Here is a 23,586-nt window from a genome sequence, read left to right as displayed (position 1 = left end):
CAAAAAGGCGGTAAATGATGCCTGTAAATTAAGATAGAGATTAACTTATGTCGAGCATTCCCCACCTCCGCCTTCTCGTGACATTTGATACCGTCTGTCAGCTGGGCTCCATGCAGAGGGCAGCCCAGGAGCTGAATGTAACGCCACCTGCCGTCACCCAGGCCATTCGTGCGCTAGAGCTGGAAATTGGCGTGCCTCTGCTCAATCGCAGCACCAAGCCCGCCTTGCCGACCGAGGCCGGCGAGCGACTGTCGAGCGCCATCCGGCACAGCTTTGCGCTGATCGAGGACACCATCGTGGACATTCGCCATCTGGCGGGACTGTCCGAGCAGCAGCTCAGCCTGTGTTGCACGCTTGGCATGGCGACCTATTGGCTGATGCCCAAGCTTTCCAGCTTTTACGGACGGTTCCCGGATATCACCGTGAACGTGCAGGCACCGCCTTCTGATCAGCCGGTTCTCTCGCCCGGCCTGGACATCGCCTTGCGATATGGACGAGGCGGCTGGACCGATGGCGAAACCTGGAAACTGTTTGACGAACGTGCCTGCCCCGTCGGAACGCCTCGGATGATTGGACAGGTGGCCGAAGCTGGCGGTCTGGAGGACGTGCCACTGATCGAGGTTCGTCTCGGATCGCCCCATCTCTGGGACACCTGGACCGACTATTTCGAACAGCGCGGTATCAAGCGCGCGCGTCGGCCAAGCCATGTGTTCGACAACTACGTGCAAGCTGTTCAGGCTGCGCTGGATGGCCGGGGTATCATGTTGGGCTGGCGGTCAATCACACATAAGTTGGTCGGCGATGGTTCCCTGGTGGAACTGCCCTCAGGCATCCATGATTTTGGAACATCCTATTTCGTGACCTGTTCCCACAGAAGCATGAGCAAACAATCGACGAAACACTTCATCGACTGGGTGACCGGCCTCGATCGTTAAGGCGTAGATCGGCTTGGCGTGACGCGGCGGGTCGGCCAGACCTCCAGAATACTTGCGCATAGCACCAGCGCCCCGCCTGCAATCTCTAGGCGGTCGAGATGTTCGCCAGCCAATATCGCGGCCGAGCCCGCACCCACAATGACTTCCATCATCAGGAGGATGCCGACGCGGGTCGGTTCAAGTCTCACCGCCGCCCACATCAATCCGGCGACAGACAACACCCACCATGAACCACCTGCTGCGAACGCAAGGGTCGTCAGCGGCAACATGTTGTCGCGAGGGATTTCATCTGGCCACGTCCCGAGAAAAATTGCGATGACCAAGGCTGCAGATACCGCTCCAAGGGCAAAGAGGAACGCGGCATCAAGCGGCTTGAGCTCTAGTTTGGTGCGGATGCCGGTGGTTGCCATCGCCCAGAGAACTCCGGCGGCCAAGCCCATCCATTCCCCAGCGCTTTTGGGCAGCGGCAGTTCACCGTCTGCGCTGAGCATGACCGTTAGCCCGGCCAGTCCGACGGCGATCGCCACAATGCGCAGGCGCGGCGTGTGCCAGCCCATGACATAGCGGCCGATCAAGGTGCTCCAGACGGGTGTGAGGAAGAAGAGCAGAATGATGATCGCCACTCTGCCATAGACAAAGCCGACGGAGTAGAGCGTGAAGGCCACCCCACCCAGGGCAAGGGAGACATTAGCGACGCGGTTCGACCGGATGATATGCCGCCAGTTTACGATCGCGGCAGGAGCTAGAATGACCACCGCAGCTGCGGTGATGGCCAGCGTTCCCCAGGCGCCTGGTAGCCCCATCTCTGTGAGTTGGCGAACCGGCAGCCAATAGAAGCCCCAAAGACTGCCAGTCGCGAAGACTATGACAGTGGCCAGCAGTTTCGTTCGATCATCGTGCATGGGTCTGTCTTAGCTGAGACTTTAACCAGGTTGCAACAAACCGCTGACTGGAAAAGAAAAACGCGGCACCGTGAAGAGCCGCGTTTCAGTGCGATGGGGCCACTTTGCGTGGTCTTATTCGGCCTCGTCCGCCGGGGCCGCATTCAGCAGGCCGTAGCGTTCAACGCCAATCTTCTCCAGAAGCTCAAGCTGGGTTTCGAGGAAGTCGATGTGACCTTCCTCGTCGCTCAGCAGCTCTTCAAACAATTTCATCGAGACGTAGTCGCCTTCGTCGCGGCAGATGTCGCGTGACTTCGAATAGGAGGTACGGGCGTCATATTCGCCGGCAAGGTCGCACTCAAGAACTTCCTTGATGTCCTGGCCGATGCGCAGAGGTGCGAGCTTCTGCATGTTCGGATGACCTTCGAGGAAGATGATGCGGTCGGTGATCTTGTCCGCGTGCTGCATTTCCTCGATGGATTCTTCGCGCTCTTTCTTGGCCAGACGGGCAAAGCCCCAATCGGCCAGCAGGCGGTAATGCAGCCAGTATTGGTTGATTGCTCCCAGTTCAAGGAACAGGGCTTCATTGAGTCGCTCGATAACTTTCGGATTGCCCTTCATGGCCACTACCTTCGCGTTACGGTCACTGGATGCGCTACATTAGAATTGTTCTAGTTTTAGGTCTAGTGCCCGACGCGCGATAATATGAAAAAAACCTGATCTTTTGACCGGAAAGATTGCTCTTGCAAACCATTAGCGGTTGCACGGCTCAAACGCTGATCCGATCGCCGGAAACATCTCTGCCTGGCGGACCGTCAACGGCAGTCAGGTGCCGCTCAGGCCTGCTTCTAGCGCTTTGCGCATCACCGTCGGCAAGGCTTCGTCCGTCTGTTGTTCCTTCTCGGACCACCAAAGCTCTTGAGGAGGTGAGCTTTCGGGAGCCAGGCGGCAGACGTAGATATCCAGTTCCAGATGGAAATGCGTGAAAGTGTGTTTGACGATGCCGCTGCGCTTGCGCCAATTTCCCTGGACCGGCGCATGTGAGAGCGCCGTCGATAGGTCGAAGTCATCCGCCCAGAATGTTCCAGGCACCTCAGTCATTCCGCCGAGCAGTCCTTTTGGTGGGCGCCGACCCAGCAGAACTGCATCGTCATGGTCTCGAATTGCGATAAAGGCTGCACCCTTTCTGGTGGGCTTGGCCTTTTTGGGTGCTTTTCTTGGCAAGGTTTCCGCCAGGCCTGAGCTCTGCGACTTACACTCCGTCATCCAGGGGCAAAGCGCGCAGGCGGGCCGTTTGGGCGTGCAGATTGTTGCGCCAAGATCCATCACTGCCTGGGCAAAATCTCCGGGCCGGTCGTTAGGCGTCAGCGCGTCCATGGCCTCGCGTATGGCCGGCTTGGCATCCGGCAGCGGCGTCGTGATCTCGTGAAGTCGCGATAGAACCCTCTCGACGTTGCCGTCCACGACCGCCGCGTGATGGTTGAAGGCGATGGCGGAAATTGCGGCGGCCGTATAGGGGCCGATGCCGGGCAGGGATTGCAGCCCTTCTTCCGTTTCGGGAAATCGCCCGCCAAGCTCGAAGGCAACCTGTTCAGCGCATTTCTTCAGGTTTCTCGCCCGTGAATAATAGCCAAGACCGGCCCAGGCCTTCATCACATCTTCCGTGTCAGCCGCGGCCAGATCCTCGACCCGTGGCCAGAGCGCGAGGAACTTGACGTAGTAGTCCTTGACGGCTGCGACAGTTGTTTGCTGAAGCATGATCTCTGACAGCCAGACGCTGTAGGGATCAGGCACAACCCCAAGCCTGCGGTCTTCCGGCGAGGTTCTCCAGGGCAGGGTGCGGGCATGACGATCATACCAGTCAAGCAATGCGTCGGATGTCGGTAAAGAATTCATGGTCCGAATGTGTCGCGCGGCGATGGTATTGCAAGTCGTAAACTTGAAAGCCTGGGGAAAAGAGAGGGATAAGACTGTGGGTCTTGGGTGGTGAGAAGCGCTAGTCTTTATTCTGACGCAAATCAGATCGATGGTGTATCAGTGAAGAACCATGACTCGGTTCGAAGCGAGTAAGGAGTAGCGTCATTTCTGCGATGCGAGCAAGGCAGGGGGCCAAACCGCTGGCCGATCTTGTCGGCAAGGCCATGACGCCTGCCTGCCGCAAGCGCGGATTTGCGTCCGTCGACATCTTGGCAGCCTGGCCCGACATCGTGGGCGAGCGTTACGGCGAAAGGGTGCAGCCCGACCGTATCATTTGGCCGCGGCGAACGGGCGAAGACGGCGAAATGACGGCCGATCCAGCGACGCTCGTGGTGCACACTGACGGTGCCACAGCCCTGATGTTGTCCCATGAGACCCGGCAGTTGATCGAGCGGATCAACACTTTCTATGGCTGGGCCGCCATTGGCCGCATAAAGATCACTCAAAAACCGGTGGAAGTCCGTCGCAAGCCCAAGCCCCGTGCGCTGCGCAGCCTGACGGGCGAAGAGGAGGCGCGCCTTGAGAGCCAGTTGGAGACAGTCGCCAACGATCGTCTTCGCGAAGCGCTCAAGAAGTTGGGCGCCCAGGTTATTGCGCGCTCTGGTGACGACAAGGTCTGAGGATCTGGTGCAGCTTATCATTCGCCGCGTTGGCCACCGATAACCTCCTCGTGATCGGAGCGTTACATCGCTTTCCAACTACGGCCATATTTGCTCTGTTGTGTTGACGCGAGCGGGCTGAATATGCACATCACTGCTGAAAGCAGGGATGCTGCATAAGCGGTGGCCCGAAATCACGACGTTAGACAGGACATCGCCCGTGACAATTTCCCGTAGAGACTTCCTTCAGACCGGATCCGGTCTTGCGCTTGCTGCCGCGACGATCTCCGTGTCGGGCACAGCCTTTGCCCAGAGCGTCGATCTGGATGAACTGCTGAAGCCGGGCCCTCTCGGCGACAAGATCCTCGGCGCCGAAGACGCACCGGTCACGATCGTTGAATATGCCTCCATGACATGTGGTCATTGCGCAAACTTCCACGAGAAGACCTATCCGGCGCTGAAGGCGGACTACATCGACACCGGCAAGGTCCGTTTCATCTTCCGCGAATTCCCGCTCGATGCCGTTGCCGCCGCAGCCTTCATGCTCGCACGCAGCGCGCCGCCGGAGAAGTATTTCGAGATTATCGACATCATGTTCGAAGAGCAGCGCTCCTGGGCGTTCACGGACAATCCGTACAATTCCCTGCTGAATTTCTCCAAGCAGATCGGATTTACACAGGAGTCCTTCGAGGAGTCCTTGACAAACCAGGGCCTGCTTGACGCAGTGAATGCTGTGCGGGATCGCGGCTCCAACGAGTTTGGCGTCAATTCGACCCCGACATTCTTTGTGAATGGAGAGAAGCACTCCGGAGCCCTGTCGGTTGAGCAGATTTCAGAGATCATCGAGAACGAACTTTGATCTTCCTGTAGCAGGCGGGGGGCAGCTGGTCGCGTTTGAGTCCGGCCTCTCCAATCCAACGACAGATACATCGGCGCACGCTCCAAGCTTTCAGGTGCGCCGATGAAGTTTTCCAAACTACGCGTTGTGGGCTTCAAGTCCTTTGTCGAGCCGATGGAGTTTGTCATCGGCAAGGGCCTGACCGGTGTCGTCGGGCCGAACGGCTGCGGCAAGTCCAATCTGGTCGAGGCCCTTCGCTGGGTCATGGGCGAAAACTCCTACAAGAACATGCGCGCGTCCGGCATGGACGACGTTATCTTTTCCGGGTCGCTGAACCGGCCCGCTCGCAACACCGCCGAAGTCACGCTCTTCCTCGATAATCAGGATCGAACCGCGCCCACTGCGTTCAATTCTGCCGACATGTTGGAAGTCAGCAGGCGGATCGAGCGGGAATCCGGCTCCAACTACAAAATCAATTCTCGTGATGTGCGTGCACGCGATGTGCAGCTTCTGTTTGCGGATGCTTCCACCGGCGCCCGCTCGCCAGCCATGGTGCGTCAGGGCCAGATCGGCGAACTGATTTCCGCCAAGCCGACCTCCCGCCGGCAGATACTGGAAGAAGCGGCCGGGATTTCCGGCCTCCACAGCCGGCGCAAGGAAGCGGAGATCAGGCTGCGGGCGGCCGAACAGAACCTGGAACGTCTTGAAGATGTGCTGGTGCAGATCGATGGCCAGCTTGACAGCCTGCGTCGACAATCCCGCCAGGCGTCGCGGTATCGCAATCTCTCGTCCGAGATCCGTGCGGCGGAGGCCTCTATTCTCTATCTGCGCTGGAATGATGCAGGGACGGCCTTGTCGGAGGCTGAAACGCATTTCAATGCCGCCCAGCAGCAGGTCGCCGAAGCTGCCGGCTTGCAGGCCGAAAGCGCTCGGATACAGGCGATCGCCTCCCATAAGCTGCCGGAACTGAGAGATGCTGCCGCGACCGCCGGCGCAGTGTTGCAGCGGCTGGTGATTGCGCGAAACGAACTGGATTCCGAAGAACGCCGGATCAAGGAGCGTCTTCAGGACCTCGAGCGCCGACTGGTTCAGCTCGGCGAAGACGTCACCCGCGAGCAAATGCTGGTCTCGGAAAACGACGAAGTTCTGGAGCGTCTCGCCGAAGAGCGTGCGGAACTGGTCGAAGAAAGCGAAACTGTTCTGGAGCGGGCAGAACTTGCCCGCGAAAAAGTGGCCGAGGTCGGTGAAGTACTGGCCGGCCACGAAAGCCGCTTGAGCGATGTGACGGCAGCTCAGGCGCGCGGATTGGCCGAGCGTCAACGACTGGAGCGTCAGGTCGTTGATGCGCGCCAGCGGTCAGAGCGCCTCGCCGCGCAGGCGCTTGAAGCGCGGACTGTGCTCGATGCGTTGAGCGAAGAGATGGCGACGCACGACGGAATGGCCGAGAGACAGGCCGCGGTGGAGCTGGCTGAAGAGCTGCTTCTGGAGGCGGAAGCAGCTGTCGAGCTTGCTGAAACGCAAACACGAGAGACCCGTGAACGGGAGCAAGCGGCACGCGGTCCGGTCAACGACGCCGAGAAGGCGCTTTCGGCCCTGGAGACAGAAGCAAAGACCCTTGAAAAGGTTCTCAACGTCTCTCTTGGCGGAGAATGGCAGCCCGCCGTCGACAAATTGACAGTTGCGCCGGGGTTTGAAACCGCCCTGGGTGCCGCGCTTGGCGAGGATCTCGACGCCCCGCTCGATGCTGCAGCGCCGGTGCGCTGGGGTGAAACGCCCGACGCCTCTTCAGATCCAGCTCTGCCGGAAGGGGTGAAGCCGCTTGGCGGGCAAGTCGATGCGCCGCACCAGCTGTCGCGTCGACTGGCACAGGTCGGGCTCGTCGAGGCGCAGGATGGCCCACGTCTGCAAAAACTCTTGAAACCCGGCCAGCGGCTGGTGTCAAAGGACGGGGACCTGTGGCGCTGGGATGGCTTTGTCGTCAGCGCCGATGCGCCGACCCCGCCAGCGCAGCGTCTTGCCCAGAAAAACCGCCTCGCAGAATTGTCCGACAAGATTGATGCGGCCCGCGTCGTTGTGGAGGACAGCCGTACCGAGCTGGAGCGGGCGTCAGGCAACGTCCGTCAGGCCGCCGAAAACGAACAGGCTGCCAAGGGCCGGACGCGGGGGCTCCAACAAGACCTGACAGCTGCACGTGAGGCGCTGGTCGTTGCCGAGCGCGCCTATTCCCAGCTTTCGAGCAAGAAGGCGGCCGCTGAAGAGCGCGCGGAACGGCTCGGTGAAGAAGCCGCCGAAGCACGCGAGACTCTGACAGAGGCAGAAGAAGAACTCGCCGGTGCGCCAGAGGTGGCCGGCTTTCAGGATGAGATCGCAGGCCTTCAGGCCGATGTCGCAGGAGCACGGGCAGCGCTCGCTGAGGCACGTGCCGTTTCAGAAGGCATTTCCCGCGAACAGCAGATGCGTGACCGGCGGCTGGAGTCCATTGCGCGCGAATACGACAGCTGGAAAGCCCGTGCTGCCAATGCCTCCCAGCAGATCGCGGTCCTCCAGGGGCGCAAGCAGGAGGCAGAAGACGAGCGGGCTGAACTGATTGAGGCGCCTGAGGAGATCGAACTGAAGCGGCGCAGTCTTTTCAGCGAAATTGCCAAGGCGGAAGACGCCAAGAAACAGAAAGACGACGACCTGCTTCGGGCCGAGACGGATCTTGCTGACGTCGACCACGCTGCTCGCGCCGCGATGGAAGGTCTGGCCGGGGCGCGCGAAGAAAAGATCCGCGCGGAAGAGCGTCTTGAAGCAGCGCGCCAGCGCAAGACCTCCATCGAGGCCCGGATCGATGAAGACCTCGAGGAGCCGGTATCGGCGTTGCCGGAGATCGCGGGGCTGAAGGAAGGCGCGCCACTCCCGGACCCGGAAGCGATCGAACGCAAGCTGGAGCGGTTAAAGGCCGAACGCGAACGTCTCGGAGGCGTGAATCTCAGGGCCGAGGAAGAACTTCGCGAGATTGATGAGCAGAAGACAACCCTTACCAGCGAGCGGGATGATCTGATCGAAGCGATTCGACGCCTGCGGACTGGCATCTCCAACCTGAACAAGGAGGCCCGCGAACGTTTGTTGTCCTCTTTCGAGGTGGTCAACGATCATTTCCAGCGGTTGTTCACGCATTTGTTCGGCGGGGGCACAGCCGAGCTGCAATTGGTCGATTCTGATGATCCACTGGACGCGGGTCTTGAAATCATCGCCCGCCCACCTGGCAAAAAGCCCCAGACCATGACGCTCCTGTCCGGCGGCGAGCAGGCCTTGACTGCCATGGCGCTGATCTTTGCCGTCTTCCTGACGAATCCGGCGCCGATCTGCGTTCTCGATGAGGTCGACGCGCCGCTCGATGACGCAAATGTCGAGCGTTATTGCGATCTGCTTGACGAAATGGCGCGGCGCACCGAAACCCGGTTTGTCGTGATCACCCATAATCCCATCACCATGGCCCGGATGAACCGCTTGTTCGGCGTCACAATGGCTGAGCGCGGGGTCTCGCAGCTGGTCTCGGTCGATCTGGAAACCGCGGAGCGATTCCGCGAGGCCGGTTAGGATCGCCAAATCCTTGTTGCAATGCGCGCAGATCCATTCGACTTAGGTCTGGCATTGTTGCTCTGCGTGCGAAATTTTTCATTTAAAACAAAAGCTTATCCGTCATATGGCGGTTCTTGACAGGGCAGGGGGTGCCGACTATGGTGCGCGCGGCTTACGGGGGTTGAATAACTGCCGGATCTGAGCGGATTGTTGCAGCGGGGAACATATGAACGGCTCTGCAGACGACGAACCGAAATCAGGACCGAAGGGCGAACTTCTGGAAGCTGAACTGTCAGAGCGACGGGACCGGTTGAACCGGATGCTGGACGACAGGCAGGAAGCCGAACGGGTTTCTGCAGCCAGGTCAAAAGGCAGCTCCTCCGGCTATGGCCAGGCAATGAAACTTTCTTCGGAATTCATTGCGGGCATTCTGGTTGGAGGCGGAGTCGGTTGGGTTCTTGATCAGTGGCTGGGGACGACGCCATTTGGCCTAATCGTCTTTTTGTTGCTGGGCTTTGGGGCTGGGGTCTTGAATGTTCTTAGGTCGGCGGGTTATGTCGCTGAACCAGAGAACAAGCTTCACTCCGATGAGACCGAAGACGGTTCCGACTGAATAATGTGTCCGCGCCGTAATTGGCGCGCCTTGAAATGAACGAGCGAAGAAGGCTGACCGGTGGCGAACGATCCGATCCATCAGTTCCAGATCCAGAAACTTTTCCCGATTGAAGTCGGGGGTATGGATTTCTCTTTCACCAATTCTTCGCTGTTCATGGTTGCGACCGTGGCAGCGGCGTCTGCTTTCCTGATCTTCTCGACCAGCGGTCGCGGCCTGGTCCCGACCCGCATGCAGTCCATTTCCGAAATGGCGTATGAGTTCGTGGCAGGAATGCTGCGAAGCTCCGCCGGAACTGAAGGCATGCGCTTCTTTCCGATGGTCTTTTCGCTGTTCATGTTTGTCCTGGTGGCAAACCTGTTCGGCATGTTCCCCTACTTCTTCACGGTCACCAGCCACATCATCGTCACTTTCGCGCTGTCGATGCTGGTGATCCTGACGGTGACAATCTACGGCTTCATGCGTCATGGCATGAAGTTCCTGGGTCTCTTCGTGCCAGCTGGTGTTCCCGGCGCCCTGATCCCGATTGTGGCGCCGATCGAAGTGATTTCCTTTCTTTCCCGTCCGGTTAGCCTCTCTGTTCGTCTGTTCGCGAACATGCTTGCCGGTCACATCACCTTGAAGGTGTTCGCAGGCTTTATCGTAAGCCTGAGCGCAATGGGCGCTGTCGGCATCTTCGGTGCAATTCTTCCGCTCGGAATGACGGTTGCGCTCACAGCGCTGGAATTCCTCGTCGCCTTCCTGCAGGCCTATGTCTTCACGGTCCTGACCTGCATGTATCTGAACGACGCAATCCACCCGTCACACTAAGCGTTTCAAGCTCATGCGGTGCCGAAGCGGCACCGCCTGGTGAGACAATCTGCAAAACACAATCTAGGAGCACGTGTCATGGAAGCAGAAGCAGCAAAGTACATCGGCGCCGGTATCGCATGCCTTGGCATGGGCGGTGCAGCTATCGCACTCGGCAACATCTTCGGCAGCTACCTCGCTGGCGCACTGCGCAACCCGACAGCAGCTGACGGCCAGTTCGGTCGTCTGGTTTTCGGCTTCGCCGTTACCGAAGCTCTGGGCATCTTCTCCCTGCTGATCGCCCTTCTTCTCCTTTTCGCGTAAGAACTCGCTAGTCCCTAGCGAAACTGACGCGACTCCGGTGGCGGCGCCCAGGCCTTCAAGGTAACAGCGCCGCCTAACCGGGATTTGGAGACAGGAAATGGCAAGCCAAACCCATTCGACTACCGAAGGCACGCACGAAGTGATCGAAGTGCCGCCGGGTGAACATGGTGCGGGTTTCCCGCCGTTCGACAGCTCGACCTTCGCTTCGCAGATCCTTTGGCTGGCCATCACCTTCGGCCTGTTCTACTGGATCATGAAGAACGTGGCCGTGCCGCGGATTGCTGGCATTCTCGAAGATCGTAAGGATCGTATCGCTGGTGACCTTGCCGAGGCCAATCGCCTCAAGCAGGAAACCGACGCTGCCATCGCCGCTTACGAACAGGCCCTTGCCGAAGCGCGCAACAAGGCTCATGGCATCGCCCATGACACGCGTGCCAAGCTGAAGGCCGAGAACGAAGCGCGCCGGGAAAAGGCTGAAACCGAGCTTGCCGAAAAGCTCGCAGCAGCAGAAACCCACATTGCCGGTATCAAGACCGAGGCCCTGTCACAGATTGGCGACATTGCCGGAGAAACCACCACAGCGCTCGTTGAAGTGCTGATGGGCAAGGCTCCGACAAAGACCGATCTGACCAAGGCGCTCAAGTCGGCGATGAACTGAGGAGACGACAATGGACGCAACATTTTGGGCCTTTGTCGGTCTCGTCCTCTTTCTCGCTGCCATGTTCTGGGTCAAGGTCCCGAGCAAGATCAGCGGTGCGCTGGACAACCGTGCAGATGACATCCGCAAGGAACTGGACGAAGCGCGGAAGCTCCGTGAAGAAGCCCAGGCTCTTTTGTCGGACTATCAGCGCAAGCGTCATGAAGCCGAAGGCGAAGCAGAAGCGATCATCGCTGAAGCAAACTCTGAAGCCGAACGTCTGACCGTTGAAACCAACAACGCTCTGGAAGAGATGATCGCTCGCCGTTCCAAGGCTGCGGAAGACAAGATCGCCCAGGCCGAAACACAGGCTATCGCCGAAGTTCGTGCACGTGCTGCGGACATCGCGGTGGCTGCGGCTGAACAGATCCTGTCCGCCAAGGTCAAGGACAAGGTGGCTGATGACATCCTGTCCAAGAGCATTGCTCAGGTGAAAGAAAAGCTGAACTGATCTGACCAAAGATCAGTTTGAACGAGAAGCGGCCTCCGGGCCGCTTTTTTGTTTTTGGGCACCGTTGCAGCCACTGATCTTTTCGTGTGTGATAATACTTGGAAGCCCAAGGGTAAGGGAGATGTTGCAATGGCCCTGGTATTTGACGAAGCCCAGATCAGGGCGGCCTTGAAGAAAGCCTGGTCACTGGAAACCGCCGTTCAATGGACAGAGGAAAATCCGGCTCTGGGGCAGTGCAACGTTACGGCAGCTGTTATTGAGGACCTCTTCGGCGGAGAAATCCTGCGCACTGCGCTGCCCGGTGTGATGCATTATTACAATCGCATTGATCGTCAGACGATAGATTTTACCGACAGCCAGTTTTCGGGGCCTCGGTCGGTGTTTGAGGCGCCTTCGTCCTATGATCACGAACTTACAACGCACGATGCGGCAATGGTTGGCATTCCACGACGGGAATTCGACACGCTGAAAGAAGCCTTAATCAAAGAGCTTTCAGATCCGACTCGTTGACCGAACCTGACGCCATCCGCACAGGTTTGAAGGACCTGCGATGCAGCGGGCAAGGCCCAAGCCTCGAGAGCGCTTCGCTATGCTTCGGCACGCCGTAGCCCTTGTGAACGGCGAATCCATATCCAGGGTGATGATCGTCGGCGCGCACCATCATTCGGTCACGTAGCACCTTGGCCACAATCGAGGCGGCCGCAATGCACAGGCAACGCCCGTCGCCCTTGATCAGGCTTTGTCCATCTTGTGTGAGACCAGGCGGCACGTCCCGTCCATCCACCAGAACCATCTTGGGGGACAAGGCCAGCGCACCGACAGCCCGCACCATTGCGCCAAGCGTGGCCGCCCGGACGTTCTTCTCATCAATGGTCACCGCGCTGGCGCTGGCAATGCCCACATGGGCCGATGTCATGATCTGATCGAAGAGAGCTTCGCGTTTGGCCTCGGTCAGTTTCTTGGAGTCGTTGAGACCTTCCGGCAGATTGTCGTAGTCCAGGATAACGGCCGCCGTCACCACCGGCCCTGCCCAGGGCCCGCGGCCCGCCTCATCCACGCCCGCCAGGAGCCCGTCAAACGACGCAGCATGGCGCCGCTCCACTCGGGCATCGGGCGCGTCGGGAAAGGGAAGGTCGAAGAGGGAAGGGGCAGTGCGCTTGCTCATCGCCCAAGTGTGCCGCTGTGCGTGTCATGCGGCAAGGCTTGCTCCTTAAAACAGGTCCAGCTGTACCCCACCTTTTTGCGGTGACACGAAAAGCTCCGTGTTGAGCTTGCGTCGGCGTGTGTTCAGCCCCAGGCGCTTGGCGGCGAGCTGAAAACGTTTGGCGATCTGGTCGGCATAGGGGCCCTTGCCGCGCATGCGCTCTCCCCAGTTGGCATCATAGTCCTTGCCGCCGCGCATGGAGCGGATCAGGCTCATCACATGCTGATACTGGCCGGGCCGTTCGCGCAGCAGCCAGTCGCGGAAGAGCTCGGAGACCTCACGCGGAAGGCGCAGAAGCACAAACCCGGCTTCGGCCGCGCCATGCTCGGCGGAAGCCTCCAGGATGGCTTCGATCTCGCTGTCGGTCAGCGCCGGAATAACCGGTGCAACCATGACGGAGGCCGGCACCCCCGCCTCGCTGAGCGCCTTGATCGCTTGCAGTCGTTTGTGCGGGGCCGATGCGCGGGGCTCCATGGACCTGCAGAGTTTCTTGTCGAGCGTCGTAACCGACAGGGCGACCTTGCACAGATTGCGCTCGGCCATGCGCGCCAGAATGTCGATATCCCGTTCCACCAGCGCTGACTTGGTCACAATGGCCACCGGATGATGATAGCGGTCGAGCACGTCCAGGATCTCGCGCATCAGCGTGTAGCTGCGCTCTGCGGGCTGATAGGCATCTGTGTTGGTGCCGATGGCGATCGGCTTGGGAACATAGCCAGGGGCGGAGAGTTCCCGCTCCAGAAGATCGGCAGCATTGGGTTTGGCAAACAGGCGCGCTTCAAAGTCGATCCCGGGCGAAAGGCCCATGAAGGCGTGGCTGGGTCGGGCGAAGCAATAGGTACAGCCGTGCTCGCAGCCACGATAGGGATTGATAGATCGGTCGAAGGAAATGTCCGGCGAGGCATTCCGGGTGATGATGGTCCGGGCTTTTTCTTCCTGCACGGTTGTCTTGAACGGAGGCAGGTCCTCATGGCTGTCCCAGCCGTCATCCACGATTTCCGTGGCCCGCGGCTCGAACCGTCCGGCCATATTCAACCCGGCGCCGCGACCGCGCCGGCGCTCGTCAGAAATGCCGATGGGCTGTAAAACACCTTCCGCCGCCTGGGCAGAGGCTGGCACTTGAGTGGGACCTTCCTTAGCGGCAGTCATGGGCATCGTGCGAATCCGATCACGAGAAATAAGAACATAATAGGAACATTAATCGAAACAAGAGGTGAAACAAGGCGTTTGCCTCGCCATTGCAAAAAAAAGGCGGTACAAGGAAGGTCATGATCAGTGTGATTGTACCGACCTTGAATTCCGAAGCGGACCTGGCTCATTGCCTTGCCGCACTCGTTCCAGCGGCCGCCGAGGGCGTCGTGCGAGAAGTGATCGTCGTTGACGGCGGATCCTCGGACAACACCGAACGCGTCGCAGACGCTGCGGGCTGCGATTGGCGCGAGGTCAAGGGACCACGCAGCGAGCGATTGGCGGCCGGGGCCCAGGCCTCACGGCGCGGCGAATGGCTGCTGTTTCTACCCGCCGACACGGTTCTTGAAGCCAGCTGGCATCACGAAGTGCAGAACTTCATTGAGCGTGCTGAACGGGCTGGCAGCGCTGACAAGACAGCTGCTGCCTTCAAGCTGCGGTTCGAGGCCTTCGGCATGGGCGCGCGCGTGTCTGAATTCATGGCCGTTGTCCGCTCAAGGTTCTTGGGCATGCCGGACGGCAGCCAGGGCCTGCTGATCTCCAGACGCTTTTACCAGAGCCTTGGCGGTTATCGGCCCCTTCGGGAGATGGAAGATCTGGACTTGGTTAAACGCATTGGCGGCCGGCGTCTCGTGTTCCTGCGCTCCGGTGCCGTTTGTTCTGGCCGTGGGTCCGAGCCGGGCCAGTCTGACAGCCTGATTTCAGGTTTTCGGAAGTCGGTCGCCCGCTTCTGTGTCAACACCCTTCGCCTGCCGCCCAAGGCACTGCTCAAGCTTCACGGCTGAGGCACTTCAACCGGTTGCGTATTCCTGACGGAAGTGCTCTGCCCAGTCCCGGTTGGTCTCATCGGCAAGCTTGGCGACGGGCAGTTCGACATCTTTCGCAAGATCACCATCAAGCCCCAACTTTGTCAGGACTTCCGCAAGAACACGCAGTGGGTCTTCTGACAGCGTGTCATAGGTGATGGTGAGCGGGTCGACGCCCTGAGCGGCGAACCACTCGATCCAGTCTCGGTCGAAAGCCTCATAACGGTCGTGCTCCGCCTTGATTGCCGGCCCGTCGTAGACCGGCTCGCGTGGGGCGCTGAGGCGCTCCAGCTCGCGTCCATCCGGCGCCTTGTGCCAAAGGCCGGTCTGCTGTGCCTTCACAAAGGAAATCGCCTGCTCAAGCTTGTCGGCCCGTGTCAGATGGACAAAGAGCACCCGTCCGAAGGCCGCCTCCATGCGCCCACGATCGCTCTGCGCTTCAGGATGGAGGAGGGCCAGCTCTTGCTGAAAGAAATCGAAACTGTGTCGCTGCAGTCTCAGGCCGAAGACGTCTGTTCCGCCCCTGCCTTTCGCGCGCGCCGCGTCAAACACCGCTTTGAGGTTCTCCATTTCACAAGGCCCACTCTCAAGACCGTAATAGTCAAGCCAGGCGTCAAGCGAGGGTTCGTGAAAATGGGACCCCGGCCGGCCGGCGACGCCGGTGGCCGACAGCAGCTTGCACAAGAGTGTGCTGCCGCTGCGCGGAGAGGTGCAGATTACATAGGCATCATAGACTGGCATGGACCGTCCGACTGAAAGCGCGTCACATAAAGCCCGTGACCTATCTACGCGATGTTTCAGCAAAATGACCACGAATAGAGGCGGAGCGCCAGGGGAGGGAACTATTCGGGATGTAAGTCGGCTTGTGGTGCATTGCAGGGCATGACTAAGCTTTAAGCTGCAACGCTCTGACACAGCGTTGGCAAGGTGAGGAGAAACCATGACCACGGCCGCAGCAGCAGTGCCAGCCACCCGCACAACCACCGGCATCATCATGATGTGCGTCGGCGTCGCGTGTCTCTGCGTCAATGATGCGCTCGCCAGGACCCTCGGTGAGACCTATCCGCCCGTGCAAATCCTCTTCATGCGCAACATCATCGCGCTGCCGTTTGCCGCGCTGATAGCCTACTTCCTGGGCGGAGCGGGCGCTTTGAGGACCTATAGTCTCGGCGCCCATATGGCGCGCGGCCTTTTGTGGATGGCTGCGGCAACGCTTTTCTTCACCAGCGTCACGCTTCTCGATCTGGCTGAGGCGACGGCGCTGGTCTTCGCAGCTCCGCTGTTCATCACGGCCCTGTCGGCCTTTCTCCTGCGCGAAACCGTCGGCTGGCGGCGCTGGAGTGCCGTTCTGGTTGGTTTCTTGGGTGTCCTGATCGTTGTCCGGCCTGGCGGCGGCAGCTTCCAGCCGGCACTGCTCCTGCCGCTCGCGACCGCGGTTCTTTATGCGGTGCTGATGATCGGTGCGCGCTGGGTTGATCCACGCGAGAGCGTCTGGACATTGATGCTTTATCTCGTCGGCGCGGGCGCGCTGCTCAGCGCTCTGGTCTGCCCCTTCTTCTGGGTCGATCTTGAGCCTCGACATCTTTGGCTCTTCGTCGCCATCGCCTTCTTCGGCACGATAGGCATCACGCTCATGACCCAGGCCTTTCGCCTTGCGCCTGCGACCGTGCTGGCGCCCCTCGATTACAGCGCGCTCATCTGGGCGACCCTTCTCGGCTGGCTGTTCTGGCGCGAAATTCCAGATCTCGCCACTTACCTCGGCGCCGCCATCATCATCGCCAGCGGTATCTTTATCGTGCTGAGGGAGGGACGCAGGAAGGGGTAGGGTGTGAGCGCTATCTGACTTTCTGCCGTTTGCTGGCATCCGGCTAAGGTTTTCCCGACAGACGGCTTTTTAGGTGACAGTTTGAAAGGCGGCCCGGATCGCCGACTTCATCGCCGCCAAAGGACGATCTTCTGGCAAGCCGCTCGCGGCCATGACCAGTTTGGATGTCGGAGAGGTCTGAAGCCCCAGTCTTTCGCTTTCAATTGAAAGGCCCGAATGGAGTGAAGATCGCCCCAGGAGCCCGACGGCAATTCCAGCATCTACCGCGGCAACAACGCCGGATACGCTCTGACTGGTATAGACGATGCGATAGGGTTTTCCGCGCTCTTCAAGCGAACTGATGGCTGCATTCCGCCACCAGCAGGCTTGATCAAACAGGGCCACGGGGAGGATTTCACATGTCGTGAAAGCTGAATTCTTTGAGGCCGCCCAACACGTCGGGTCTTCGAACAGAACTTCCTCGTTGGCGGCCGGTAGATTGACCTCATAGATAGCAAGGTCCAGTGCGCCCTTTTGAAGAGCGTTCGGGAAAACCGCGCTGAGCGCGCAGCTCACATCAAGTTCGACCTGAGGGTGTTGGCGGCTGAAGGTTGCGATGATCTGTGCAAGTTTCGCCCTTCCATGGTCATCAGGAATGCCGACCCGTAATTTGCCCGTCACGCACTCTCTGGCGATGTCGCGCAGTGCTGCGTCCAGGCGGTCGGTTACCTCCTGGGCGATCGGTAACAGGCGTCGACCGGTCTCACTGAGAACGACGCCGCGCCCATGCCGGTCAAAAACGGGTTTCCCGAGTATCGCTTCGAGGCGTTTGATCTGAAGGCTGGTGGCCGATTGTGATCGGCGAATCCGAGCAGCTCCATCTGAAATGCTTCCTGCTTGGGTGACCGCGACAAAGGTGCGAAGGAGATCACTATCCAGAGTATCCATTTAATTTTCCAATAGCTGAAATTCGAATTATTTATTTTATGTATGGGAGATCTGGCGGTAGCTTTCAAGCTGAAGGAGACGCCAATGACCAGTCAAACCGTTGCTCGCCATGAAGCAAGCCGGAAGGGAATGGGCAAGAAAAGCGCAGGCAAGAAACATGCACTGTGGGCTGCTTGTCTTGCTCTGATGGTTGGAGTCAGTCTGGTTTGGCCCGACCATATTGAACGTACAACACTCTTCGTATTTTGGGGCTTGGTTGCCGTCGCACCTATCGTCGTCCCGGGCATCATTCTTGCCGCGTGGATCATTGCGAGCGGTGCCGACAGCCACATCGCAGGGGCTTTTGAGGGACGGACGTTACGCACCGTGTTTGTGGCCTCTCTGATCGGGGCGATAACACCTGTTTGTGGCGTAACCGTTTTGCCATTGATGGCCGGGCTTTTGGCGGCGGGGGTGCCGCTGGCACCTATCATGGCATTTTGGCTGTCCTCACCGATCACGGATCCGGCAATGCTGGCAACGACGGCGGCCACGCTTGGCCTGAGCTTTGCGGTCGGGAAAACGGTGGCAGCTTTCGGCTTGGGTGTGTTCGGTGGTCTGATCACTGCCTTGTTCGCGCAAAGACCGTGGGCCCTTCACGCGCTTCGGGACAGCGGTTTAACCAAGCAGCTGAGCACCACGCAATGTACTCGAGCCCAGGTGTTTGATCCCTGGGTTTGGCGGACCAGTGCGCGGCGAAAATCGTTTATTCAGCAGTTGTGGGTCACGGCACGTCTGATCCTGATCTGCCTAACGCCAGCCTTCGCCGCGGAGTATGTGCTCAATGCCGCATTAGCGCCCGGATCGTTAGCGGCATATGTCGGGGAGGGGCAATGGTGGGCCATACCCGCGGCCGTGTTTGTTGGCGCTCCGGCCTACATTGACGGTTACGCGGCGCTGCCGCTGGCGCGTGGTCTGATCGACAATGGCATGTCCCAAGGCGCGGCCATGGCTTTTTTGATCTCAGGCGGAGTTGTCAGTATCTGGGGGGCTATGGCCATTGCCCCGGTCCTAAAACTGAAACCTTTTCTATTATACCTTTGCCTGGCCGTTCTCGGCTCACTTGCTGCAGGGTATGTGTTCGAGTGGGCTGTCTAGGTTGACCGGGTATTTCCTAACCCAAACATCGGGCGAAGTCGGCTACACCTGTTGAACTTACTTCCGTTCAAATTGCAGAAGACCAACGATTTCTTCGGCACGATAGGCATCACCCTCATGACCCAGGCCTTTCGCCTTGCGCCTGCGACCGTGCTGGCGCCCCTCGATTACAGCGCGCTCATCTGGGCGACCCTTCTCGGCTGGCTGTTCTGGCGCGAAATTCCAGATCTCGCCACTTACCTCGGCGCCGCCATCATCATCGCCAGCGGAATCTTCATCGTGCTGAGGGAGGGACGCAGGAAGGATTAGGGTGTGAGCGCGAGCTCGCGCATCAAAGTCGCCTTAGTCGTCGCGTCCGGGTTCATTTGGGTTGCTGGAAAACAATGCGATCTTGTTCCGTTGAGGGTCACGCAGGTAGCCAACGTAAAAACGCGGACCATACGCATCACGAAAACCCGGCTGCCCTTCGTCAAAGCCGCCGGCAGCAAGTGCGGCGGCGTGAAGGTCTCGAACCTGGCTTTGGCTGCGAGCCTCAAAGGCGACCATTGTGCCGTTTCCAGCGGATGCAGGACGGCCATCGAAGGTTGGTTTTACATAGAACTCCGGCAGCAAAGGAGCCTGGCCTGATGGCACGGGCAGCGCGAAGCTCAGGCCCTCGGGCCCTTCTTCCAGCTCGTAACCTAGAGCTGGCAGGAACGCACAATAGAACCGTTTGGCACCAATGATGTCATCAACGCCGACCGTGACGTAGGCAATCATGCTGCGTTTTCCTTCGCTAAATTCTTGCCCTGGCAATAAGCGCCATCAGCTCGTCGAACTCGCGCCGTGTGGTAAAGCGATGCTCGACGCAATACTCGCTCTCGCGGTTGCCACGCTCAAGGCACGATAGCATGAGCTGTTCAATCGCAGCCTCGCCTTCCATGCCGTCCACTTCGATCATCGGAAGGAAGCGTTTTAAGAACTCGGTCGTGTCGGACTGGTGAACGATGACAGTGTCCCATTCGGGCACGACGAAGAGAGCTTGATTTCCAAGGCCCCAAGCCCAGAAAGATCCTTCTGGCAGGCCAGTTTCAGGGCCGGGAATCCACCACAAATATCCATGCGCCCATCTCAGGCCGTCGTTCCCCGTTTCGGTGAAATCCTCAACTGCGCGGTCGATCCAGCTTTCAGGCAGAACTTGTTGATTGTCCGCGCGACCATTGTGAAGGTAAAGCTGGCCAAGCCTGACCAGATCCCGGGCCGACATGCGAAACGCCGCAGCCTTATGCATCGATAAATCAGCATCAAGGATATGGGACACCGCATCAACACTGAAGTCTTCCATGCCCGTCGGTCGAGCAACGCCCTTGTCAAATGCCTCCGCGATTCCAAGACCTGTGCGGTCTTCGAAAATCGTGGTGAGAGCATTGTAGTCCCAGTTGTTGTAGGCCCAAATCCTGCCGGGTTCGTTTTCCCCGTGGCCCAATCTTTTATCGATGTCGGCTTGTATCCCTCCCGAGGCCGCAGCCGGATGATTGATGCCCGACACACTCTTGAGCAGATTGAGAACCGTTGCTTGTCTTTGCTTCGCTGAAAGTGGCCCAGGAGTGTCGCTGACATTCAGTTCCTGCAGCGTGGCGTCCAGGTTGATCTGCCCCGGGCCTGAGCCGAGGTGCAAGCCGACGAGCGCGCTGAGGAACGATTTGCGCATCGAGTGTGTGGCGTATGGTTTTTCCAAATTGCCGAATGCGCCGACCACCTGATCGTTTGTAACGATGATGAAGCTGTCGGTGCTAAGCGTCGCGGCGTGGCTCAAGGCGGCATCGAGTCGACCGGAATGCCAGCCCAGGCTTTCTGCTTTTTCATCAGACAGGCGTGTTATGTCGAGCGCGCGCTCTGGCGCAGATGGTCTCGAGAGACCATTCTCGCCGGTCATGAACAAGTAGGTGAGACAGAGAGCTGCGATGACGATCAGACCGGATACCCAAAGGGCAGTCTTGCGTTTCATGATCTGTCTCTCCAATCGGCAGGATGATGCTTGGGCGAGCCTAGTCCGAAATTGCGACAATCAGTGGTTTGGCGGCTCTCAAGGTTCCTGATCGGTCTTCCGGGTAGGCCAAACTGGCTGCAAGGACTGGCGTCTTTTTGAATCTCCCGCCTCTACGCCTCCTGCAGTTTTCCGCGCTTCAGGTGTTCGTCCAGCCTTGGCATGATCTCGACGAAGTTGCAGGGCATGTGGCGGTAGTCGAGCTGAAGCTTGAGGATCCCGTCCCAGGCGTCCTTGCAGGCGCCGGGAGAGCCGGGCAGGGCAAAGATATAGGTGGCTCCCGCAACGCCGCCGGTCGCTCGTGACTGGATGGTCGAGGTGCCGATCTTGTCGTAGGAGATCCGGTGAAACACTTCCGAAAATCCGTCCATACGCTTTTCGAACAGTGGCTCGACGGCCTCCGGTGTCACATCGCGTCCGGTGAAGCCGGTGCCGCCGGTTGAAATCACCACATCGACGCCCTTGTCGGAGATCCAGCCCCGCACGACCGCCTGTATCGCCGGAACATCGTCAGCCACAATCTTCCGGTCAGCCAATTTGTGTCCCGCCTTCTCGATGCGGTCGGCGAGCGTCGATCCGGAGCGGTCTTCTTCCAGCGTTCGTGTGTCCGACACCGTCAGAACAGCAATGTTGAGCGGAATGAACGGGCGGCTTTCGTCAATACGGTTCATCGGGAAACTCCTCTGACCAAGACATAGTAGAGCCGGCGCCCCGGCGCCAGTCAGGGGCAGAGCGAGATGGGGCGAGCTGTGTCAAATATTCCAAAATGAGGCCATCTGAAGAAATAATGATAAATTATAGGTCAGTAATATTGACCTTTAATTGCTGGCGTGATTTATCGTTCAGACAACAAAAAAGACCAGCAAGAGAGAAACGCCATGACTGATTGGGCTCACCTCTACGCCGACCGCTCCAAGCGGATGGGTGCATCGGAAATCCGGGAGCTGTTGAAGCTCTTGGACCAGCCGGACATGATTTCCTTTGCTGGTGGCATACCCGATCCGGCGCTGTTTCCGGCAGATGCCTTCAAGCAGGCCTTTGAGGACCTGTTTTCAGACGGTGGCCATCAGACTGCTCTGCAATATTCGGTCAGTGAAGGCTACAAGCCATTGCGGGACTGGATCGCCGGCCAGATGGCAGCCATCGGTGTGCCTTGCTCGGCCGAGAACATCATCATCACGTCCGGTGCCCAGCAGGCGGTGGATTATCTCGGCAAGCTGTTCCTGTCGGCTGGTGACACGGCACTTGTCGGTTGGCCGACCTATCTCGGCGCGCTTCAGGCCTTCAACGCCTATGAGCCAGCCTACCAGCGGCTTGACCCCTTTGCGAACATGTCGGCGCAGGCCTATCGCGAGACGGCAGCGGCCGCAGGTGGTGCCGTCAAGTTCGCCTATACATCCGCTGACTTTGCCAATCCCACCGGCGAGACGCTGACCCTGGACGCGCGCAACGGCATTCTGGATCTCGCTGGTGACCTGGACATTGCCGTCATTGAGGATGCAGCCTATCAGTCCCTGCGCTTCGATGGTGAGGCATTGCCGCCTCTCATGGCACTGGACATTGCGCGCTGCGGCGACATCGAGGCGACGAGAACCATCTATTGCGGCAGCTTTTCCAAGACTCTGTCCCCTGGCCTGCGGCTTGGCTGGGTCTGCGCGGCCACGCCGGTTATTCAAAAACTCGTTCTGATCAAACAGGCCTCGGACCTTAATTCCTCGACGCTCAACCAGATGGTCATGGCGAAGGTTGCGATGAGCTGTTTCGAGGAACAGGTCACCAGGATCCGCAAGGTCTACAGCGAGCGGCGAGATCACATGCTGGCCGCTCTCGAGCGTCACATGCCCGCCGGTGTCACCTGGGGACGGCCTGAAGGCGGCATGTTCCTCTGGCTGCAATTGCCGGAGGCGATGGACGCAGGTGCCCTCATGGAGCAGTCTGTGACAAGCGCGAAGGTGGCCTTTGTGCCCGGCCATGCATTTTTCGCCGATGGATCGGGACAAAATTGCATGCGGCTCAACTTCACGTCATGTGGGCCGGATAGGATCGAGGAAGGCATCGCCCGGCTGGGGCGCCTGATTGCGGAACGGATGCCCTGGGCCGCTTGAGGCAGGAGCAAGTGATTGGACTGGAACGAGCGCCTCGACAACTATTGTGAACGGATCGGACCAGAGTTCTGGGCCGAACCACTCAATGCAGTGAGCAATCTGTCTTTCGTCGTTGCCGCGCTTTGGGCTTACGTTCTCTGGCGAAGGCAAACGCCCGGCGATTGGCCCGCCCTGTTCCTGATTGTCGTGGTCCTGGCCACAGGCGTTGGTTCCTTCTTGTTCCACACGGTCGCGACCCGCTGGGCGATGCTGACCGACGTGGTGCCGATTGCCATCTTCATTCACGGCTACCTGCTGCTGGCGTTGAGGCGCTATCTCGGTCTGCCATGGTGGGCGGCCATCGCCCTTGTTGCGGTCTTCCTTGTTGCGACACCCTATATCGCCGGCCTCGCGCAGCCGGTTGCAGCCTCATCTGCCGGCTATGTTCCCGCATTGCTCGCTATTTTCGCTATGGCGGCACTGGTCCGACCTAAGGGGCAGGGGCTGTCAAAGCCGCTCTTCGTTGTTGGGCTCTTGTTTTTGATCTCATTGACTTTTCGCACCATCGACGCCCCACTGTGTGCAGCTCTGGAAGTTGGAACGCATTTTCTGTGGCATATGTTCAACGGATTGGTGCTGTTTTTACTTCTTCGTCTTCTCATTTCGCAGCGTGCCGGTTACACCCCTTGAACAATCGTCTAATGCAGGTTCCTTTTGTCTC

26 protein-coding genes are annotated in these 23,586 nt (G+C 59.0%); 16 read left to right on the top strand and 10 right to left on the bottom strand.

The window, feature by feature from the left end:
- Positions 1-47 precede the first annotated feature (47 nt).
- Positions 48-935, top strand: a complete 888-nt coding sequence (locus IG617_RS16940; protein ID WP_192110427.1) for a LysR substrate-binding domain-containing protein — start codon at positions 48-50, stop codon at positions 933-935.
- Here the strand turns inward: IG617_RS16940 and IG617_RS16935 are convergent.
- The 3 genes from IG617_RS16935 to mutY all read right to left on the bottom strand — a co-directional run bounded on the left by IG617_RS16935 (position 932) and on the right by mutY (position 3,712).
- On the bottom strand, positions 932-1,837 hold the full coding sequence (locus IG617_RS16935) for a DMT family transporter (protein ID WP_192110426.1): 906 nt from the start codon (positions 1,835-1,837) through the stop codon (positions 932-934). The two genes, IG617_RS16940 and IG617_RS16935, sit on opposite strands and share 4 nt — an antisense overlap.
- A gap of 114 nt (positions 1,838-1,951) precedes the next feature.
- Positions 1,952-2,437, bottom strand: coding sequence for a bacterioferritin (bfr, locus tag IG617_RS16930; RefSeq protein WP_153770896.1), 486 nt, complete (start codon positions 2,435-2,437; stop codon positions 1,952-1,954).
- 204 nt (positions 2,438-2,641) lie between these two features.
- A complete protein-coding gene (gene mutY, locus IG617_RS16925) occupies positions 2,642-3,712 on the bottom strand; it encodes an A/G-specific adenine glycosylase (RefSeq protein ID WP_192110425.1) in 1,071 nt (356 codons plus the stop codon).
- 194 nt (positions 3,713-3,906) lie between these two features.
- Here mutY and IG617_RS16920 point away from each other — a divergent pair, with 194 nt between their 5' ends.
- The 9 genes from IG617_RS16920 (at position 3,907) to IG617_RS16880 (ending at position 12,178) form a co-directional block, all read left to right on the top strand.
- Positions 3,907-4,413 (top strand): DUF721 domain-containing protein, encoded by a 507-nt coding sequence (locus IG617_RS16920; protein WP_192110424.1) that lies wholly within the window; start codon positions 3,907-3,909, stop codon positions 4,411-4,413.
- 199 nt (positions 4,414-4,612) lie between these two features.
- Positions 4,613-5,251 carry a thioredoxin domain-containing protein gene (locus IG617_RS16915; protein ID WP_192110423.1) on the top strand — a complete coding sequence of 213 codons (639 nt, stop codon included), beginning with the start codon at positions 4,613-4,615 and terminating at the stop codon, positions 5,249-5,251.
- 102 nt (positions 5,252-5,353) lie between these two features.
- Positions 5,354-8,812 carry a chromosome segregation SMC family protein gene (locus tag IG617_RS16910; RefSeq protein ID WP_192110422.1) on the top strand — a complete coding sequence of 1,153 codons (3,459 nt, stop codon included), beginning with the start codon at positions 5,354-5,356 and terminating at the stop codon, positions 8,810-8,812.
- Between the two features lie 208 nt (positions 8,813-9,020).
- Positions 9,021-9,407, top strand: coding sequence for an AtpZ/AtpI family protein (locus tag IG617_RS16905; protein WP_192110421.1), 387 nt, complete (start codon positions 9,021-9,023; stop codon positions 9,405-9,407).
- A gap of 60 nt (positions 9,408-9,467) precedes the next feature.
- A complete protein-coding gene (locus IG617_RS16900) occupies positions 9,468-10,217 on the top strand; it encodes a F0F1 ATP synthase subunit A (protein ID WP_153770902.1) in 750 nt (249 codons plus the stop codon).
- Between the two features lie 78 nt (positions 10,218-10,295).
- Positions 10,296-10,520, top strand: coding sequence for a F0F1 ATP synthase subunit C (locus IG617_RS16895; RefSeq protein ID WP_153770903.1), 225 nt, complete (start codon positions 10,296-10,298; stop codon positions 10,518-10,520).
- A gap of 97 nt (positions 10,521-10,617) precedes the next feature.
- Positions 10,618-11,178, top strand: coding sequence for a F0F1 ATP synthase subunit B (locus tag IG617_RS16890; protein ID WP_192110420.1), 561 nt, complete (start codon positions 10,618-10,620; stop codon positions 11,176-11,178).
- Between the two features lie 10 nt (positions 11,179-11,188).
- The gene (locus IG617_RS16885; RefSeq protein WP_153770905.1) at positions 11,189-11,668 is read left to right on the top strand and encodes a F0F1 ATP synthase subunit B family protein; all 480 of its coding nucleotides are present in this window, start codon (positions 11,189-11,191) and stop codon (positions 11,666-11,668) included.
- Between the two features lie 129 nt (positions 11,669-11,797).
- Positions 11,798-12,178, top strand: coding sequence for a YunG family protein (locus tag IG617_RS16880; protein ID WP_192110419.1), 381 nt, complete (start codon positions 11,798-11,800; stop codon positions 12,176-12,178).
- Here IG617_RS16880 and IG617_RS16875 read toward each other — a convergent pair.
- Complete coding sequence (locus tag IG617_RS16875) at positions 12,150-12,833, bottom strand: ribonuclease HII (protein ID WP_192110418.1); 684 nt, start codon at positions 12,831-12,833, stop codon at positions 12,150-12,152. The two genes, IG617_RS16880 and IG617_RS16875, sit on opposite strands and share 29 nt — an antisense overlap.
- A gap of 45 nt (positions 12,834-12,878) precedes the next feature.
- A complete protein-coding gene (locus IG617_RS16870) occupies positions 12,879-14,027 on the bottom strand; it encodes a PA0069 family radical SAM protein (RefSeq protein ID WP_192110417.1) in 1,149 nt (382 codons plus the stop codon).
- A gap of 113 nt (positions 14,028-14,140) precedes the next feature.
- Here IG617_RS16870 and IG617_RS16865 point away from each other — a divergent pair, with 113 nt between their 5' ends.
- Complete coding sequence (locus IG617_RS16865; protein ID WP_192110416.1) at positions 14,141-14,845, top strand: glycosyltransferase; 705 nt, start codon at positions 14,141-14,143, stop codon at positions 14,843-14,845.
- Between the two features lie 6 nt (positions 14,846-14,851).
- Here the strand turns inward: IG617_RS16865 and IG617_RS16860 are convergent, their stop codons facing one another.
- Entirely contained in the window at positions 14,852-15,607 is a 756-nt protein-coding gene (locus tag IG617_RS16860) for a Stf0 family sulfotransferase (protein WP_192110415.1), read from the bottom strand.
- Positions 15,608-15,806: 199 nt separating this feature from the next.
- Between IG617_RS16860 and IG617_RS16855 the strand changes: the two genes are divergently transcribed.
- Positions 15,807-16,691, top strand: a complete 885-nt coding sequence (locus IG617_RS16855) for a DMT family transporter (protein ID WP_192110414.1) — start codon at positions 15,807-15,809, stop codon at positions 16,689-16,691.
- Between the two features lie 69 nt (positions 16,692-16,760).
- Here IG617_RS16855 and IG617_RS16850 read toward each other — a convergent pair whose 3' ends face one another.
- Positions 16,761-17,618, bottom strand: a complete 858-nt coding sequence (locus IG617_RS16850) for a LysR substrate-binding domain-containing protein (RefSeq protein WP_192110413.1) — start codon at positions 17,616-17,618, stop codon at positions 16,761-16,763.
- 84 nt (positions 17,619-17,702) lie between these two features.
- On the opposite strand from IG617_RS16850, the gene IG617_RS16845 reads away from it, so the two are divergent.
- The gene (locus IG617_RS16845; protein ID WP_254170598.1) at positions 17,703-18,755 is read left to right on the top strand and encodes a permease; all 1,053 of its coding nucleotides are present in this window, start codon (positions 17,703-17,705) and stop codon (positions 18,753-18,755) included.
- Positions 18,756-18,806: 51 nt separating this feature from the next.
- The gene (locus IG617_RS16840; RefSeq protein ID WP_254170597.1) at positions 18,807-19,064 is read left to right on the top strand and encodes a DMT family transporter; all 258 of its coding nucleotides are present in this window, start codon (positions 18,807-18,809) and stop codon (positions 19,062-19,064) included.
- 33 nt (positions 19,065-19,097) lie between these two features.
- Here the strand turns inward: IG617_RS16840 and IG617_RS16835 are convergent, their stop codons facing one another.
- The 3 genes from IG617_RS16835 to moaB all read right to left on the bottom strand — a co-directional run bounded on the left by IG617_RS16835 (position 19,098) and on the right by moaB (position 21,452).
- Positions 19,098-19,514, bottom strand: a complete 417-nt coding sequence (locus tag IG617_RS16835) for a VOC family protein (protein ID WP_192110412.1) — start codon at positions 19,512-19,514, stop codon at positions 19,098-19,100.
- A 16-nt stretch (positions 19,515-19,530) separates the two neighbouring features.
- Entirely contained in the window at positions 19,531-20,742 is a 1,212-nt protein-coding gene (locus tag IG617_RS16830) for a serine hydrolase domain-containing protein (protein ID WP_192110411.1), read from the bottom strand.
- Positions 20,743-20,894: 152 nt separating this feature from the next.
- Positions 20,895-21,452: a molybdenum cofactor biosynthesis protein B gene (gene moaB, locus IG617_RS16825; protein ID WP_192110410.1), complete on the bottom strand. Its 558-nt coding sequence runs from the start codon at positions 21,450-21,452 to the stop codon at positions 20,895-20,897.
- A gap of 207 nt (positions 21,453-21,659) precedes the next feature.
- Here moaB and IG617_RS16820 point away from each other — a divergent pair, with 207 nt between their 5' ends.
- Together IG617_RS16820 and IG617_RS16815 are read left to right on the top strand one after the other, a co-directional pair.
- The gene (locus tag IG617_RS16820) at positions 21,660-22,886 is read left to right on the top strand and encodes an aminotransferase-like domain-containing protein (RefSeq protein ID WP_192110409.1); all 1,227 of its coding nucleotides are present in this window, start codon (positions 21,660-21,662) and stop codon (positions 22,884-22,886) included.
- Positions 22,887-22,901: 15 nt separating this feature from the next.
- The gene (locus IG617_RS16815; RefSeq protein WP_192110408.1) at positions 22,902-23,555 is read left to right on the top strand and encodes a ceramidase domain-containing protein; all 654 of its coding nucleotides are present in this window, start codon (positions 22,902-22,904) and stop codon (positions 23,553-23,555) included.
- Positions 23,556-23,586 lie beyond the last annotated feature (31 nt).

Source organism: Roseibium polysiphoniae (assembly GCF_014842925.1).
Classification (GTDB): domain Bacteria; phylum Pseudomonadota; class Alphaproteobacteria; order Rhizobiales; family Stappiaceae; genus Roseibium; species Roseibium polysiphoniae.
Note: the sequence above shows the minus strand (reverse complement) of the source record. Positions and strands in the feature narration are given on the sequence as shown.

Coding starts and splice junctions, on each gene's coding strand:
- IG617_RS16910 (WP_192110422.1), top strand. CDS start 5,354: ATGAAGTTTTCCAAACTACGCGTTGTGGGCTTCAAGTCCTTTGTCGAG.
- IG617_RS16920 (WP_192110424.1), top strand. CDS start 3,907: ATGCGAGCAAGGCAGGGGGCCAAACCGCTGGCCGATCTTGTCGGCAAG.
- IG617_RS16880 (WP_192110419.1), top strand. CDS start 11,798: ATGGCCCTGGTATTTGACGAAGCCCAGATCAGGGCGGCCTTGAAGAAA.
- IG617_RS16820 (WP_192110409.1), top strand. CDS start 21,660: ATGACTGATTGGGCTCACCTCTACGCCGACCGCTCCAAGCGGATGGGT.
- IG617_RS16895 (WP_153770903.1), top strand. CDS start 10,296: ATGGAAGCAGAAGCAGCAAAGTACATCGGCGCCGGTATCGCATGCCTT.
- IG617_RS16865 (WP_192110416.1), top strand. CDS start 14,141: ATGATCAGTGTGATTGTACCGACCTTGAATTCCGAAGCGGACCTGGCT.
- IG617_RS16855 (WP_192110414.1), top strand. CDS start 15,807: ATGACCACGGCCGCAGCAGCAGTGCCAGCCACCCGCACAACCACCGGC.
- IG617_RS16875 (WP_192110418.1), bottom strand. CDS start 12,833: ATGAGCAAGCGCACTGCCCCTTCCCTCTTCGACCTTCCCTTTCCCGAC.
- bfr (WP_153770896.1), bottom strand. CDS start 2,437: ATGAAGGGCAATCCGAAAGTTATCGAGCGACTCAATGAAGCCCTGTTC.
- moaB (WP_192110410.1), bottom strand. CDS start 21,452: ATGAACCGTATTGACGAAAGCCGCCCGTTCATTCCGCTCAACATTGCT.
- IG617_RS16860 (WP_192110415.1), bottom strand. CDS start 15,607: ATGCCAGTCTATGATGCCTATGTAATCTGCACCTCTCCGCGCAGCGGC.
- IG617_RS16830 (WP_192110411.1), bottom strand. CDS start 20,742: ATGAAACGCAAGACTGCCCTTTGGGTATCCGGTCTGATCGTCATCGCA.
- IG617_RS16940 (WP_192110427.1), top strand. CDS start 48: ATGTCGAGCATTCCCCACCTCCGCCTTCTCGTGACATTTGATACCGTC.
- IG617_RS16905 (WP_192110421.1), top strand. CDS start 9,021: ATGAACGGCTCTGCAGACGACGAACCGAAATCAGGACCGAAGGGCGAA.
- IG617_RS16850 (WP_192110413.1), bottom strand. CDS start 17,618: ATGGATACTCTGGATAGTGATCTCCTTCGCACCTTTGTCGCGGTCACC.
- IG617_RS16890 (WP_192110420.1), top strand. CDS start 10,618: ATGGCAAGCCAAACCCATTCGACTACCGAAGGCACGCACGAAGTGATC.
- IG617_RS16885 (WP_153770905.1), top strand. CDS start 11,189: ATGGACGCAACATTTTGGGCCTTTGTCGGTCTCGTCCTCTTTCTCGCT.
- IG617_RS16835 (WP_192110412.1), bottom strand. CDS start 19,514: ATGATTGCCTACGTCACGGTCGGCGTTGATGACATCATTGGTGCCAAA.
- IG617_RS16935 (WP_192110426.1), bottom strand. CDS start 1,837: ATGCACGATGATCGAACGAAACTGCTGGCCACTGTCATAGTCTTCGCG.
- IG617_RS16870 (WP_192110417.1), bottom strand. CDS start 14,027: ATGCCCATGACTGCCGCTAAGGAAGGTCCCACTCAAGTGCCAGCCTCT.
- IG617_RS16845 (WP_254170598.1), top strand. CDS start 17,703: ATGACCAGTCAAACCGTTGCTCGCCATGAAGCAAGCCGGAAGGGAATG.
- mutY (WP_192110425.1), bottom strand. CDS start 3,712: ATGAATTCTTTACCGACATCCGACGCATTGCTTGACTGGTATGATCGT.